The organism is Pseudomonas sp. v388, assembly GCF_003935425.1.
Lineage (GTDB): Bacteria > Pseudomonadota > Gammaproteobacteria > Pseudomonadales > Pseudomonadaceae > Aquipseudomonas.
On the sequence record NZ_RHQN01000003.1, the window covers coordinates 1 to 14,266 of the forward strand.

General features: G+C 62.6%; 12 protein-coding genes and 4 tRNA genes. All 16 read right to left on the reverse strand.

Annotated elements, in window-relative coordinates; all coding sequences use genetic code 11:
* Positions 1–2: 2 nt before the first annotated feature.
* The 16 genes from EGJ27_RS07540 to EGJ27_RS07615 all read right to left on the reverse strand — a co-directional run bounded on the left by EGJ27_RS07540 (position 3) and on the right by EGJ27_RS07615 (position 14,263).
* Positions 3–76, reverse strand: a tRNA-Asp gene (locus EGJ27_RS07540).
* Positions 77–160: 84 nt separating this feature from the next.
* Positions 161–237 (reverse strand) — tRNA-Asp (locus EGJ27_RS07545).
* A gap of 84 nt (positions 238–321) precedes the next feature.
* A tRNA-Asp gene (locus EGJ27_RS07550) sits at positions 322–398 on the reverse strand.
* 70 nt (positions 399–468) lie between these two features.
* A tRNA-Val gene (locus tag EGJ27_RS07555) sits at positions 469–544 on the reverse strand.
* A gap of 166 nt (positions 545–710) precedes the next feature.
* On the reverse strand, positions 711–1,475 hold the full coding sequence (locus tag EGJ27_RS07560) for an SDR family oxidoreductase (RefSeq protein WP_125830705.1): 765 nt from the start codon (positions 1,473–1,475) through the stop codon (positions 711–713).
* Positions 1,476–1,486: 11 nt separating this feature from the next.
* Positions 1,487–2,698, reverse strand: coding sequence for an O-succinylhomoserine sulfhydrylase (locus tag EGJ27_RS07565; protein WP_125830117.1), 1,212 nt, complete (start codon positions 2,696–2,698; stop codon positions 1,487–1,489).
* A gap of 20 nt (positions 2,699–2,718) precedes the next feature.
* Positions 2,719–4,227, reverse strand: a complete 1,509-nt coding sequence (purF, locus tag EGJ27_RS07570; protein ID WP_125830118.1) for an amidophosphoribosyltransferase — start codon at positions 4,225–4,227, stop codon at positions 2,719–2,721.
* 12 nt (positions 4,228–4,239) lie between these two features.
* A complete protein-coding gene (locus tag EGJ27_RS07575) occupies positions 4,240–4,827 on the reverse strand; it encodes a CvpA family protein (protein ID WP_125830119.1) in 588 nt (195 codons plus the stop codon).
* 114 nt (positions 4,828–4,941) lie between these two features.
* Complete coding sequence (locus tag EGJ27_RS07580) at positions 4,942–5,610, reverse strand: SPOR domain-containing protein (protein WP_125830120.1); 669 nt, start codon at positions 5,608–5,610, stop codon at positions 4,942–4,944.
* Positions 5,594–6,898, reverse strand: a complete 1,305-nt coding sequence (folC, locus tag EGJ27_RS07585; RefSeq protein WP_125830121.1) for a bifunctional tetrahydrofolate synthase/dihydrofolate synthase — start codon at positions 6,896–6,898, stop codon at positions 5,594–5,596. Before folC ends, EGJ27_RS07580 begins: the two co-directional genes overlap by 17 nt.
* Positions 6,895–7,815, reverse strand: coding sequence for an acetyl-CoA carboxylase, carboxyltransferase subunit beta (gene accD / locus EGJ27_RS07590; protein WP_125830122.1), 921 nt, complete (start codon positions 7,813–7,815; stop codon positions 6,895–6,897). The genes folC and accD overlap by 4 nt, the downstream gene beginning before the upstream one ends.
* Before the next feature lie 264 nt (positions 7,816–8,079).
* Complete coding sequence (locus EGJ27_RS07595) at positions 8,080–8,700, reverse strand: phosphoribosylanthranilate isomerase (RefSeq protein ID WP_125830123.1); 621 nt, start codon at positions 8,698–8,700, stop codon at positions 8,080–8,082.
* Positions 8,701–8,759: 59 nt separating this feature from the next.
* Positions 8,760–9,584, reverse strand: coding sequence for a tRNA pseudouridine(38-40) synthase TruA (truA, locus tag EGJ27_RS07600; protein ID WP_125830706.1), 825 nt, complete (start codon positions 9,582–9,584; stop codon positions 8,760–8,762).
* Between the two features lie 158 nt (positions 9,585–9,742).
* Entirely contained in the window at positions 9,743–12,499 is a 2,757-nt protein-coding gene (locus EGJ27_RS07605; protein WP_125830124.1) for a FimV/HubP family polar landmark protein, read from the reverse strand.
* A 110-nt stretch (positions 12,500–12,609) separates the two neighbouring features.
* Positions 12,610–13,620: an aspartate-semialdehyde dehydrogenase gene (locus tag EGJ27_RS07610; protein WP_125830125.1), complete on the reverse strand. Its 1,011-nt coding sequence runs from the start codon at positions 13,618–13,620 to the stop codon at positions 12,610–12,612.
* A gap of 82 nt (positions 13,621–13,702) precedes the next feature.
* A complete protein-coding gene (locus tag EGJ27_RS07615; RefSeq protein ID WP_125830126.1) occupies positions 13,703–14,263 on the reverse strand; it encodes a DUF1285 domain-containing protein in 561 nt (186 codons plus the stop codon).
* Positions 14,264–14,266 lie beyond the last annotated feature (3 nt).

Below are 14,266 nucleotides of genomic sequence, written 5' to 3' on the forward strand. Positions count from 1 at the left end.
GGCGCAGCGGACGGGACTCGAACCCGCGACCCCCGGCGTGACAGGCCGGTATTCTAACCGACTGAACTACCGCTGCGTATCGCTTGTGTAACTCTGTGAACCTGACCCGTCAGCCTTGGCTTTCCGATCTCAGACCCGGCGAACCCAGTCTGTGTAGGTATGGCGCAGCGGACGGGACTCGAACCCGCGACCCCCGGCGTGACAGGCCGGTATTCTAACCGACTGAACTACCGCTGCGTATCGCTTGTGTAACTCTGTGAACCTGACCCGTCAGCCTTGGCTTTCCGATCTCAGACCCGGCGAACCCAGTCTGTGTAGATATGGCGCAGCGGACGGGACTCGAACCCGCGACCCCCGGCGTGACAGGCCGGTATTCTAACCGACTGAACTACCGCTGCGCATTGTGGACTTTCGTCCTGGTGTTACACACTTTGAAGACCCTCATGTTTCAGCCTTCAAACTCAACGATGGTGGGTGATGACGGGATCGAACCGCCGACCCGCTGCTTGTAAGGCAGCTGCTCTCCCAGCTGAGCTAATCACCCTTTGCTTCGTTGAGGCCGCGAAATTTACGCACCTAACGAACCTAAGTCAATAGCCTGATTGAAGTTTTTTAAAAATTCGTCAAATCAGGAAGTTTTCTACAACGAGCCGATGCCGGTCCGATCCGGCATGCCCGACACCTGCCAAGCAGCCGACCGGACCCGCCGGTTATTCCACGTAGACCATCTTCTTGGTCATGCCACCGTCAACCACGAATTCCTGCCCTGTAACAAAGCTGGCATTCCTGGACAACAACCAGGCCACCATGGCGGCTACATCCTCTACCGTGCCTACCCTGCCCGCTGGATGTTGAGCGTGGTCGCTTTCGGATAAAGGCTCAGCGCGACGCACCGACGGGTCGCGGGCGTCGATCCAGCCGGGGCTCACCGCGTTGACCCGGATCTCCGGCCCCAGACTGATGGCCAGTGCGTGAGTCAGTGCCAGCAGCCCGCCCTTGCTGGCGGCATAGGCTTCAGTATCGGGCTCCGATTGCCGGGCGCGTGTCGAGGTAAGGTTGACGATGCTGCCGCAGTGCGCACGCAGGTAAGGCGCGCAATGTTTGGCCAGCAACATGGGGCCACCCAGGTTCACACCCAGCACTTTGTTCCAGTGCGACAGGGCCAGGCTTTCCAGGGTCGTGTTGTGAGGATCGGCGACCGCCGCATTGCATACCAGCGCGTCGATGCGACCAAAGCGGCGCAATACGTCGGCCACTGCACCGACAACCTGTTCTTCGACCGACACGTCCATGGCGATGAACACCGCGTTCTCGCCCAACGCCTCGGCTACCTTCGCACCGCGAATCCGGTCCAGATCGGTCAGCACCACCTGCCAGCCCTCGGTGATCAGCCAGGCGGATATGCCCAGGCCGATCCCTCGGGCCGCGCCGGTGACCAGCGCGACACGACCGTTGTGGGCGCTGGCGAACTGCATCGCCCAATCGCTCACAATGCCGCCAGACCGCGCGCCAGATCGGCTTGAAGGTCGGCCACATCTTCCAGACCCACGGCAACCCGGATCAGGCTGTCGCGAATCCCGGCCGCTTCACGCTCCTGCGGCGCCAGACGGCCGTGGGAAGTGGTGCTCGGATGAGTGATGGTCGTTTTGCTGTCGCCCAGGTTGGCGGTGATCGAGATCAGTCGAGTGGCGTCGATAAATCGCCAGGCGCCCTCTTTGCCGCCCTTGACCTCGAAGCTGACGACCGCACCGAAGCCCTTCTGCTGGCGCTGGGCCAGGGCGTGCTGCGGATGGCTCTTGAGGCCGGCGTAATGAACCTTCTCGATGCCGTCCTGTTGCTCCAGCCATTCGGCCAGGGCCTGGGCGTTGGCGCAGTGAGCACGCATGCGCAGGTTCAGGGTTTCCAGGCCCTTGAGGAAAATCCAGGCGTTGAACGGGCTGAGGGTCGGCCCGGCGGTACGCAGGAAACCCACCACTTCCTTCATCTGCTCGCCGCGACCGGCCACCACGCCACCCATGCAACGGCCCTGGCCGTCGATGAACTTGGTGGCCGAGTGCACGACGATATCCGCGCCTAACAGCAACGGCTGTTGCAGGGCTGGCGTGCAGAAGCAGTTATCGACGACCAGCATCGCCCCCTTGGCGCGGGCGATCTCGGCCAGCGCCGCGATATCGACCAGTTCGGCCAGCGGATTGGACGGCGACTCGACAAACAGCAGTTTGGTATTGGGCTTGATTGCAGCGTCCCAACCGTCCAGCTCGGCCAGCGGCACGTAGTCCACTTCAATGCCGAAACGCTTGAAGTACTTCTCGAACAGACTGATGGTCGAGCCAAATACACTGCGCGACACCAGCACATGATCGCCGGCGCTGCACAGGCTCATGACCACGGCCAGAATCGCCGCCATGCCGGTGGCGGTGGCCACGGCCTGCTCGGCACCTTCGAGGGCCGCGATACGCTCTTCGAACGAGCGCACGGTCGGGTTGGTATAACGCGAATACACGTTGCCTGGCACTTCGCCCGCGAATCGCGCAGCCGCGTCGGCGGCCGTGCGGAACACGTAGCTGGAGGTAAAGAACATGGGATCGCCATGCTCGCCTTCAGGTGTGCGGTGCTGTCCGGCACGTACGGCGAGGGTATCGAAACCCACACCTTCGAGGTCGCTGTTCAGCCGACCGGCATCCCATTCCTGAGTCATGCCGCCCTCTCCTTGTCCAATTAGTTGTTGTACAGATCGATGATAGCGCTCACGGCCTGGGTCTTGACCTTCGAGGCATCGTTGCGCGCCTGCTCGATCTTGTTCAGGTAGTGCTCGTCGATATCACCGGTCACGTACTTGCCGTCGAAGACCGAGCAGTCGAAGTTGTCGATCTTGATCTTCTTGCTGCCGCTCACCGCTTCGATCAGGTCATTCAAATCCTGATAGACCAGCCAGTCGGCGCCGATGAGGTCGGCAACGTCCTGGGTGGTACGGTTATGGGCGATCAGCTCGTGAGCACTCGGCATGTCGATGCCGTAGACGTTGGGGAAGCGTACTGCGGGTGCCGCCGAACAGAAATACACGTTCTTGGCGCCGGCTTCGCGCGCCATCTGGATGATCTGCTTGCAGGTGGTGCCGCGCACGATGGAGTCGTCCACCAGCATGACGTTCTTGCCGCGGAATTCCAGTTCGATGGCGTTGAGTTTCTGGCGTACCGATTTCTTGCGCGCGGCCTGGCCGGGCATGATGAAGGTACGGCCGATGTAGCGGTTCTTGACGAAGCCTTCGCGAAACTTGACGCCCAGGCGATTGGCCAGTTCCAGCGCAGCGGTGCGGCTGGTGTCGGGAATCGGGATCACCACGTCGATGTCGTGATCCGGACGCTCGCGCAGGATCTTGTCGGCCAGCTTCTCGCCCATGCGCAGGCGCGCCTTGTAGACCGAGATGCCGTCGATGATCGAATCCGGACGCGCCAGGTAGACGTGTTCGAAAATGCACGGCGCGTATTTGGGGTTCGGGGCGCACTGGCGGGTGTGCAGCTTGCCGTCTTCGGTGATGTACACCGCTTCGCCCGGCGCCAGGTCGCGAATCAGGGTGAAACCCAGCACGTCCAGGGAAACGCTTTCGGAAGCGATCATATACTCGACGCCTTCGTCGGTATGACGCTGGCCGAACACGATCGGGCGGATGGCGTCCGGGTCGCGGAAGCCGACGATACCGTAGCCGGTGATCATGGCGACCACGGCGTAACCGCCACGGCAGCGTTTGTGGACGTCGGTCACGGCCGCGAAGATGTCTTCCTCGGTGGGCTGCAACTTGCCACGCACGGCCAGCTCATGGGCGAAGACGTTGAGCAGCACTTCCGAATCGGAATTGGTGTTGACGTGGCGCAGGTCGGATTCGTAAATCTCCTTGGCCAGTTGCTCGACGTTGGTCAGGTTGCCGTTGTGCGCCAGGGTAATGCCGTAAGGCGAGTTGACGTAGAACGGCTGGGCCTCGGCCGAGGTCGAGCTGCCTGCGGTGGGATAACGCACATGGCCGATGCCCATGTGCCCGACCAGGCGTTGCATGTGGCGCTGATGGAATACATCACGCACCAGCCCGTTGTCCTTGCGCAAAAACAGCCGGCCATCGTGGCTGGTAACAATACCGGCAGCGTCCTGGCCGCGGTGTTGGAGGACGGTGAGCGCGTCATACAGCGCCTGATTGACGTTCGACTTGCCGACGATACCGACGATGCCACACATGCGACACAACCCCTACTTAGTGGTACTGGATTTACCGAGCACTTCCTGCGGCAATGTAGACGGCAGGAGTTGCTCCTTGAACGGCAGTTCAGCGGGAACGCTGATGCCGCTGGCGAGCCATTGACTGGACATCCCGAGAATCAGGTTTTTCGACCAGTCAGCGACCATGAGAAATTGGGGTAGCAGCTTCGATTGCTGCCACCATTGATCCTGTTGCACCGGCCCCAGGCTCAACAGCCCGACCGCGATGACGACCAGCAGGCCGCCGCGCGCCGCGCCGAAGACCATCCCGAGAAAACGATCGGTTCCGGACAGCCCGGTGACGCGAATCAGTTCGCCCAGGAGAAAGTTGACCATGGCGCCGACCAGCAGGGTGGCGACAAACAGAATAGTGCAGCTGGCGATGACCCGCGCCGAGGGGGTCTGGATGTAATCGACCAGATACAGTGACAGGCCCGCACCGAACATCCAGGCAACGACACCTGCAATGATCCAGGTCATCAACGACAGGGCTTCCTTGACGAAGCCACGTTTCAGACTGATCAAAGCGGAAATGACGACGATTCCGAGAATCGCCCAGTCAACCGGAGAAAATGCCACGTTGCAGCCTACGGACCGTTGAGGCGGCGCATTTTAGCAGAGCGCCCGCCTGCGGGTAAGCAGCGATTATCGGCGCGGCGCAATTTCCATGGAAACGCGCCCGCCCTGCGACAATCAGCCGCGCTCCGGCTGGAAGCGCACGACGATACCTTTGAGCTTCTGCTGCTTGTCCAGCTGGTCACGCAGACGATCTGCCTCGGCGCGCTCGATCAATGGACCGACGAACACCCGGTTCACGCCCCCGGCGGTACGAATATAGGCGTTATAACCTTGTGCCCGCAGGGTTTTCTGCAGGTTGTCGGCGTTGGCGCGGTTGGACATGCTCGCCAGTTGCACCGACCAGCTGACCGAAAGCCCGTTGGCATCGACACCCGCAGGCGCGGCTGGCTTGGCTGTCGTCGGCGCGGCGGGTGCCGGCGCAGGCTTGGCGGCCGGCTTGGGGGCCACAGGTGTTGCAGGCGCGCTTGCGACCGGCGGGGCCGCAGGTGTCGAGGGAGCAACCGGAGCTGGAGCGATGGGCATCGAAGGTGGCTGATCAGCCGACGACGTGGGTTGTTCCTCGATGATCGGCTCGTCGGGCAACGACTGCGGCTCGGGCACAGGAACAGGCTCGACCTGCACTTGAGGAGCCGCCGGCGCCTGCGGTGCGGCCGGGGCATCGACCTGCACCTGACGCGCCTCGTCCTGGCGGGTGAACAGCATGGGCAGAAAAATGACTGCCACGGCGATCAGCACCAGTGCGCCGACCATCCGCTGTTTGAATACGTTATCCAGCAAAGCCATTTGCAGCTTCCTCATCGGTGCGCCGGGCCAGCCATTCCAGGGCCTGGGCTACACAATAAAAAGATCCGAACAGCAGAATTTCGTCATCGGCCGTGGCGTGCGCGCATTGCGCCTCGAGCGCCAACGCAACACTCTGGTAGGACGTCACGTGCGCACCAAGGTTCTGCAGCACCGACTGCAATTGTTCCGCGGGCCGACTGCGTGACGTCGGCAACGGCGCCACTGCCCAGTCGTCGATGACCGGTACCAGGTGGGCGACTACGCCCTCCAGGTCCTTGTCCGCCAACAGACCGAAAACCGCACGACGCTTGCCGACGACCGGCCGACGCGCCAGGCACTGCACCAGAAAATGCGCTGCATGAGGATTATGGCCGACATCCAGCAGCAGGTTGAGCGTCTTTCCCTGCCAGTGGACGGTTCGACGGTCCAGCCGACCGGCGAGCCGGGTCAGCTGCAATGCGCGAGCGATCACCTCCGGTTGCAACGGGTAACCCAGCAGCGCGAACGCCTGAAGGGCCAACGCGGCGTTCTGCATCGGCAAGTCCAGCAACGGCAGCCCACGCAACTCGACCTGCTCGCCACGGGCGATACCACGCCAGTCCCAGCTGTGCTGATTGATGGACAGATCGAAGTCCTCGCCGCGCAGCAACAACGGACAGCCCAGCTCGCGGGCCTTGGCCAGCAGCGGCTCGGGCGGGTCCAGATCACCGCACAGGGCCGGGCGACCCGCACGCAAGATACCGGCCTTCTCGAACGCCACCGACTCGCGGGTATCTCCCAGCCAGTCGGCGTGATCCACGCCAATGCTGGTTACAAGCGCCAGATCGGCATCGACCAGATTGACCGCGTCCAACCGCCCGCCAAGCCCAACTTCCAGGACCACGGCGTCCAGCTGCGCCTGTTCGAACAGCCAGAACGCCGCGAGAGTGCCCATTTCGAAGTAGGTCAGGCTGACTTCACCACGGGCTGCCTCGACCGCGGCGAACGCGTCGCACAACTCGAGGTCGGTCGCCTCGACACCTTGCACCTTCACCCGCTCGTTATAGCGCAGCAGGTGCGGCGAACTGTAGACGCCCACTTTCAGACCCTGGGCCTGCAACAAGGCGGCGACAAAGGCGCAGGTCGAGCCCTTGCCGTTGGTGCCGGTTACAGTGATGACCCGGGGCGCGGGGCGGGTAAGCCCCAGTTGCCGGGATACCTGTCGCGAGCGATCCAGCCCCATGTCGATGGCCGAAGGATGCAGCTGCTCCAGATAGGCGAGCCAGTCGCCCAGGGTTGAGGGGGTCATACGGTAGCCGGTGCCGGGGGAACGATGACAGGTTCGATCACGGGCGCTACGAAGGTCGGCGTCGGCAGGTTCATCATCTGCGCCAGCAGGTTGCCCAGGCGCGGACGCAGCTCGCTGCGCGAAACGATCATGTCGATGGCGCCGTGACTGAGCAGGAACTCGCTGCGCTGGAAGCCTTCCGGCAATTTTTCCCGTACGGTCTGTTCGATGACCCGCGGACCGGCGAAACCGATCAGCGCCTTGGGCTCGGCCACGATGACGTCGCCCAGCATCGCCAGACTGGCCGATACGCCGCCATAGACTGGATCGGTCAGCACGGAGATGAACGGCAGGCCTTCTTCACGCAGACGCGCCAGGACGGCGGACGTCTTGGCCATCTGCATCAGGGAAATCAAGGCTTCCTGCATGCGGGCGCCACCGGAGGCCGCGAAGCAGATCATCGGGCAGCGATTTTCCAGCGCGTAATTGGCGGCGCGAACGAAACGCTCGCCGACGATGGCGCCCATCGACCCGCCCATGAAGGAAAATTCGAATGCCGATGCCACGACCGGCATGCCCAGCAAGGTACCGCTCATGGAAATCAGTGCGTCTTTCTCACCGGTCTGCTTCTGGGCCGCGGTCAGGCGATCCTTGTATTTCTTGCCGTCGCGGAATTTCAGTCGGTCGACCGGCTCCAGGTCGGCACCCAGCTCGGCACGCCCTTCTTCATCGAGGAAGATGTTCAGGCGAGCGCGTGCGTCGATGCGCATGTGGTGATTGCACTTGGGGCAGACGTCGAGGGTCTTTTCCAGTTCAGGGCGATACAGCACCGCTTCGCAGGACGGGCATTTATGCCAAAGGCCCTCGGGGACCGAGCTCTTTTTCACCTCGGAACGCATGATCGAAGGGATCAGTTTGTCTACCAACCAGTTGCTCATGCTTTCTTTCTCCAGTACCGGTTCGGCTCGAACGCATGGCGCTTGCACGCCAGACGCATGCCCTGACTCAATGGGTGTATGTAGCGATAATGAAGGCAGCGGTCGGCACCTGACCGGACCTGCGTACCTTGCATTCCATGTTCAAACAGTCTGACTGCGGACATTGCCATTGCAGCCCGCTCAATCAGATCTGCATTAATTCGACCTGCATGACTATAAGGCAGGAACAGGCTTATGGACGGCGGCAGAACCGCCGCCGTCACATCACCCGGCCTGCAGCGCACTCATGAAGGCGAGAATCTTCTCGCGATCCTTGATGCCCTTGCTCTTCTCGACGCCACCGCTGACGTCCACCGCATACGGCCGGACCTGCGCGATGGCCTGTGCCACATTGGCGGAGGTCAGGCCGCCGGCCAGGATGATCGGTTTTTCCAGCTCGTTGGGAATCAAGGCCCAGTCGAAGGTTTCACCGGTACCGCCGGGAACACCTTCCACATAGGTATCGAGCAGGATGCCGCGCGCGTTGCGATAGGTACGGCAGGCCTCGGCGATCTGGTCGCCCGCCTTCACCCGCAGTGCCTTGATGTACGGACGATGATAGCCGTCGCACTGCTCCGGCGTTTCATCACCATGAAACTGCAGCAGATCCAGCGGCACGGCATCCAGCGTTTCGTTGATTTCGCAACGACTGGCGTTGACGAACAACCCGACGGTGGTGATGAAAGGCGGCAGCGCGGCGATGATCGCCCGGGCCTGCTGGACATTCACGTAGCGGGGACTCCTGGCGTAGAACACCAGGCCAATGGCATCGGCGCCCGCCTCGACTGCCGCCAGGGCGTCTTCTATGCGGGTAATCCCGCAGATCTTGCTGCGAACGGCTGACATGTAGTTAAACCTCAGACCTTTCGGAAAGTCCCGGATGTTAGCAAATGGTTGTCTGGCCGTCAGCCGTCAAGTTCGCTGAAACCTGTCAGAAAATGCGGACCGATGTAGCGCTCCGGCAGCGGAAACTCGTCGCGATACTCGACCTGGACCAGATACAACCCGTATGGATGGGCTGTCACTCCGCCAGTGCGTCGCACCCGGCTTTCCAGCACGTCCCGCGCCCACTCCACCGGGCGCTCGCCGGCACCGATCGTCATCAGCACGCCTGCGATATTGCGCACCATGTGGTGCAGGAAAGCGTTGGCGCGGACGTCGATGACGATCATCTTGCCGTGGCGGCTCACCCGCAGGTGATGCAACTGCTTGACCGGCGATTTGGCCTGGCACTGGCCGGCGCGGAACGCACTGAAGTCATGGGTGCCGACCAGATACTGTGCGGCCTGGGCCATGCGCTCGACGTCCAGCGGACGGTGGTTCCAGGTGATTTCCTGATTCAGGTGCGCCGGGCGGATCTGATCGTTATAGATCACGTAGCGGTAGCGACGGGCAATGGCCTTGAAGCGGGCATGGAAATCGGCAGGCATGACCCGGGCCCAGGTGACACTGACATCATGGGGCAGGTTGATGTTGGCGCCCATGACCCAGGCTTTCAGGCTGCGCTCGGCGCGGGTGTCGAAATGCACCACCTGACCGCAGGCGTGCACGCCAGCGTCAGTGCGCCCGGCGCACATCAGCGACACCGGAGAGGCCGCGACTTTGGACAGTGCGTCTTCGAGGGTTTCCTGGACCGTCAGCACACCGGACGCCTGCCGCTGCCAGCCGCAGTAGCGCGAGCCTTTGTATTCCACGCCCAGCGCGATACGGGAAAAGCCCTCGGCAGCCATCTCGGCGGCCGGGTTGTCTATGTTCGCCAAGGGTTACAGCCTGTCGGTTTGCGAAAAGTCGGCCATTATACGGCTGCCGAAAAAAGACGCCAGCCGACCCGTCGCCCAAATGCAAACGGCCGCAAAAGCGGCCGTTTGTCACAACGTTCGAGCGTGGATCAGGCCAGCCGTGAAAGCATCTCCCGCGCTTCACTCTTCTGCCCGTCATCACCCTCGTTGACCACCTCGTCGAGAATGTCCCGGGCGCCTTCGGCGTCACCCATGTCGATATAGGCCCGGGCCAGATCCAGCTTGGTCGCCGCTTCATCGGCGCCGGCCAGGAAATCGAACTCAGGCTCGTCATCCAGCAAGGCAGCGTCTTCGGCGGTAAAGCTTGGTTCGCTCAACGCCGGCTGCTCCAGATTCTGGGAAAGACGCTCCAGCTCCGCGTTGACGTCTTCGATTTCAGAAGCAAACGCTTCGGACGCCTGATCGCTTTCCATTTCGTCGGCCAGGGAGAGATCGAAATCATCGGGCAGCTCCAGATCCTCGCCAACCGGCTCAGGTTCGGTGCTGCCCAGATCCAGCGGATCCTCACCCAGGCTCAGCAGGAAGTCGTCCTCGGTCTTGAGGGCCGGGTCTTCTTCCGACAGATCGAGATCGAAATCGGCCAGGTCGTCAGGCTCGGCGACGGTATTGGCCGTCTGTTCCTGCAGGATCGACTCGAAGCTTGGGGTCGCGTCGGGCTCGGCGGCCGGCACAGGCTCATCCAGCAGCAGGTCATCGAGGTTGTCGACCGTGGTGACCGGCGTAGAAGCGTCCTGTTCGAATTCATCCAGGCTCAGATCGAACTCGTCCTCCGGCTCCTGCACGGCTTGCGGCTCTTGGGCAAGCGGTTCAGGCGTTGCCTCAGGCGCAGGCTCATCTTCGTCGGCGAGCAGTTCTTCAACGTACTTGGCATCCAGCTCGGCGGCCAGGGCAGCAGCTGTCGCCGCAGCCGCTGCCGTGGTGGCTGCGGCGGCTGCCGGCGCTACGGGTTCAGCTGCCGGTGCCGGCGTGTCCGTGGTCGGGTTTTGATCTTTTAGCTGCTCGACCTCAGCTTCACGCTTTCCCGCAGCCACCAGTTTCCGTTCATGAGCGGCGTAGGCCTTGGTATTGCCTTGCTCGGCATAGATTTCCATCAGTTTGAGCCGAACGTCATCACGACCCGGCTCTTGCTTGATAGCGTCTTCCAGCAACTCGACCGCCTGGTTCAAGCGACCGTAGGCGATATGGATCTCGGCCTGCACCAGCGGATCGGCCGGGTGTTCCCGCGCAGCAGTTACACCTGCCGCAGCAGCGCCCGCACCCATGCGTACATTCGGCGGGGAGACGTCGAGGCCGTCGAAGCTGGCCGGCGGCGTGTTCATGTCCATGTCGGAGACGAACTGGGATTCCTCGGCCAGCGCACGAGCCATGCGCTTGTGCTTCTCGGCTTCGGCGCGGGCATTGCGACGGCGTGCGAGGAACAGCAGCAGCAAGGCCAGCAGCAGGACCACCCCGCCGCCGATCAGGCCCAGCAGGATCGGGTTGTTGAGCACGCTTTGCAGTGGATCTTCAGGCTCTTGCGCTGTCACCGGCTCGACGGCCAGAGGCTGCTCGGCCGACGGTGTGGTGACTTGGGCGGCGCCGGGAGGCAACGCGTCTTCCGGGGCGATTTCCCCGGCCGGTTTGACCGGCGCGCCACTGGCATCGACCACGGTGGCCGGCAACGCCGGATTGGCGGCAGCGGGCGCTGCGGGCGCAGCCGCTGGCGCACCACCGGCCTGCATCGTGGCCAGTTGGTTGTTTTTGAGTTCGATGATGCGCTGCAGCTTGTCGAGCTGGCTTTGCAGGTCGTTCATCCGACTCTTCAGCTCGGCATTGTCGCGACGCGAGGTATCCAGCGCCTCTTGAGTCATGGCCAGCTTGTTGCCCAGATCGCCATCGCCCGCAGCACCCTTGGCGCCCGACTGCCCGGCCGCCGAGACCAGACTCAGGTTATCGCCGGCTTCCACCTGCGAGGGCGCGGCCCCGGCACGATCACGACGAGTGGCGTCAATCTGGCGTGGCCCCGCCGGCAGGCGGCGGCCTTCACGCCAGGCACGGTACTGCTGGGAAACCTCGGCAAGCGCCTGGGCCTGAGGCAGGGCAGTGGATTGCTGAGGCGTCGGCAGACGCAGCGTTTCGCCCTTTTTCAACCGGTTGATATTGCCGCCGATAAAGGCATTGGGGTTCAGCGCCTGGATCGCCAGCATGGTCTGCTGCACGGTTCCGCCGTTACGGACCCGCTCGGCAATTTCCCACAGCGTGTCGTTATTGGCGGTGACGTACTGAGCGGGGGCCTCGGCGGCGGGTTGCGCGGCAGGTGTCGGCGCAGCGGCCCCTGGCGCAGGCGCAGGGGCAGCCGGTGCGGAAGCTTCCGGCGTCGGCGCGGTGGACGGCAGCTGCGCGGGTGCGGCAGGCGCTGCCGGGGCTACGGCCGCAGCAGAGGCCGCAGCGGCAGCTTCCGGCGAAAACTTGGGAGGATCGAGCAGCAGGCTGTATTCACGCAGCAGACGGCCATTGGGCCACAGCACCTGAACCAGGAATTTCACGTACGGTTCAAGGACCGGTTTGCTGGAAGTGATGCGCAGGACACTGCGGCCGTTGGCGTTGATGACCGGAGTGAAGCTCAGGTCATTGAGAAAGGCCTGCCGGGTGACGCCCGCCTGGGCGAAGTCGGCGGTGGTGGCCAGGCTCGGGACCACTTGCGCAGCATTGAGCCCTTGCGCGTCGGTCAACTCGATCTCGGCTACCAGCGGCTGATTCAGGGTCGACTTGACCGACAACTCCCCGAGCCCCAACGCGTGCGCCATTCCTGATGACAACGCGGAAGCCGCGGCGATAGCTAATACCAGTTTACGAACCTGAACCATAGCCCATCCCTTGTTTAAAGATTCCCCGGTGGCCGAGGAGGTAGTCCTGCATTTGGGTGTAAGGCATATCGCCGCTATAAAATACGTATCAAATCTGTTGCAAGTATCTTTTACACATAATCTTTTATCAACAATTCGGCAACCTGCACAGCGTTGAGGGCCGCGCCTTTGCGAACGTTGTCGCAGGTAACCCAGAGATTCAGTTGCTCGGGATCGTCTATTCCCAGACGGACACGCCCGACGTAGACGGCATCCTGCCCTACCGCGTCGCCCACCGGCGTCGGATAGTCACCCGCCTCTACCCATTCCACGCCCGGCGCCGCGTCGAGCGCCGCGTTCACCGCGTCGAGGTCCACCCTGGCGCCTGCCTGGACCGAAACGGTAAAGCTGTCGCCGAAGAACACCGGCACCTGGATGCAGCTGGCGGCGACTTTCAACGACGCCATGCCCAGCAGTTCACGCAACTCGGTGACCAATCGACGTTCCAGCGGCACATGCCCGGCGTCGTCCGGCGCGCCGACCTGGGCGAGCAGATTGAACGCCATCTGGCGGTCGAAGAAGCGGGTTTCCAGCGGGCGCACGTTGAGCAGTTCGGTGGTCTGGCGCGCCAGCTCGGACACGCCTTCACGGCCCTGCGCCGACACCGCAAGGCAGGCGGTAACGCTGACATGGCGGATATCGAGCAGACCGCGCAGCGGCGCGAGGACCATGGCCACTGCCGTGGCTGAAGCGCTCGGGCAGGAAATCAGGTGGGTCGCCGAATCGGCGGTCAGTACCTCGGCATTGATTTCCGGGACGACCAACGGCGCCTGGGCGACCGTCAACGCACCTGACAGATCGATGACCGAGCAGCCCGCCGCCGTCGCGCGGGCCGCAAAGCTGCGGGTAATGGCCGGACCGGCGGCGAAGAACGCCAGGCGGACCTTGCTGAAATCGAACTCGTCGACTTCCCGGACCCGGACATTCTTGCCTCGAAACGGCACCGACTGCCCTGCGGATTCGATGCTTGCCAACACATGCAGGCCGGCCACGGGAAACTCGCGCTCTTCGAGAATCTGGACGATGGTTTCGCCGACCGTACCGGTGGCGCCGACCACGGCGATATCGAAGGACTGGCTCATGCAAAAACCTCAGCAAAATCAAAGACCGGCACTTTAACTGCCGTACTGCCAGCAAGCAATTGCGCCTGGCGACGAGCGCCGCTCAAGGCTCAAGGCCAATGGGGAAAAACACGCCATGGCTCCAGACCCCCAGCCAGCGCTGCCCGTCCAGTTCACGACTGACTGCCAGCTCGACCATCTGGTAGAACACATTACGGTGAATCAGCGCTTCCAGATTGGTCCGCACATGCACGTAGGGTGACGGCTCCTGAGTCCGGGGATCGATCGATACCCGCAAGGGGTGCTCGGCGCCCGCTTCGGCCTGGTCGTCGACGTTGGTGATAAAACGCAGGATTTGCGCTTCACCTTCGCCCTGCACCTCCAGCTGAACGGCCACGAACGGCGCATCATCGACCTGGATGCCGACCTTCTCCACCGGAGTGACAAGAAAATAGTCATCGCCATCGCGACGCAGGATGGTGGAGAACAGCCGCACCATCGGTTTGCGGCCGATGGGCGTGCCTTGGTAGAACCAGGTGCCGTCCCGGGCGATACGCATATCGATATCACCGCAGAATGCCGGATTCCACAAATGAACAGGTGGCAAGCCTTTACTCTGGGGGATCTGCGCGAACAGATCGCCGGCCTTGCCTGAATCGGTCATGCC

Bases quoted from the DNA above. Each gene is read 5' to 3' on its own strand.
- EGJ27_RS07560 (WP_125830705.1), bottom strand. From the start codon at position 1,475: ATGCAGTTCGCCAGCGCCCACAACGGTCGTGTCGCGCTGGTCACCGGC.
- EGJ27_RS07615 (WP_125830126.1), bottom strand. From the start codon at position 14,263: ATGACCGATTCAGGCAAGGCCGGCGATCTGTTCGCGCAGATCCCCCAG.
- EGJ27_RS07580 (WP_125830120.1), bottom strand. From the start codon at position 5,610: ATGGCTTTGCTGGATAACGTATTCAAACAGCGGATGGTCGGCGCACTG.
- purF (WP_125830118.1), bottom strand. From the start codon at position 4,227: ATGTGTGGCATCGTCGGTATCGTCGGCAAGTCGAACGTCAATCAGGCG.
- EGJ27_RS07595 (WP_125830123.1), bottom strand. From the start codon at position 8,700: ATGTCAGCCGTTCGCAGCAAGATCTGCGGGATTACCCGCATAGAAGAC.
- EGJ27_RS07610 (WP_125830125.1), bottom strand. From the start codon at position 13,620: ATGAGCCAGTCCTTCGATATCGCCGTGGTCGGCGCCACCGGTACGGTC.
- EGJ27_RS07565 (WP_125830117.1), bottom strand. From the start codon at position 2,698: ATGACTCAGGAATGGGATGCCGGTCGGCTGAACAGCGACCTCGAAGGT.
- EGJ27_RS07605 (WP_125830124.1), bottom strand. From the start codon at position 12,499: ATGGTTCAGGTTCGTAAACTGGTATTAGCTATCGCCGCGGCTTCCGCG.
- truA (WP_125830706.1), bottom strand. From the start codon at position 9,584: ATGGCTGCCGAGGGCTTTTCCCGTATCGCGCTGGGCGTGGAATACAAA.
- folC (WP_125830121.1), bottom strand. From the start codon at position 6,898: ATGACCCCCTCAACCCTGGGCGACTGGCTCGCCTATCTGGAGCAGCTG.
- accD (WP_125830122.1), bottom strand. From the start codon at position 7,815: ATGAGCAACTGGTTGGTAGACAAACTGATCCCTTCGATCATGCGTTCC.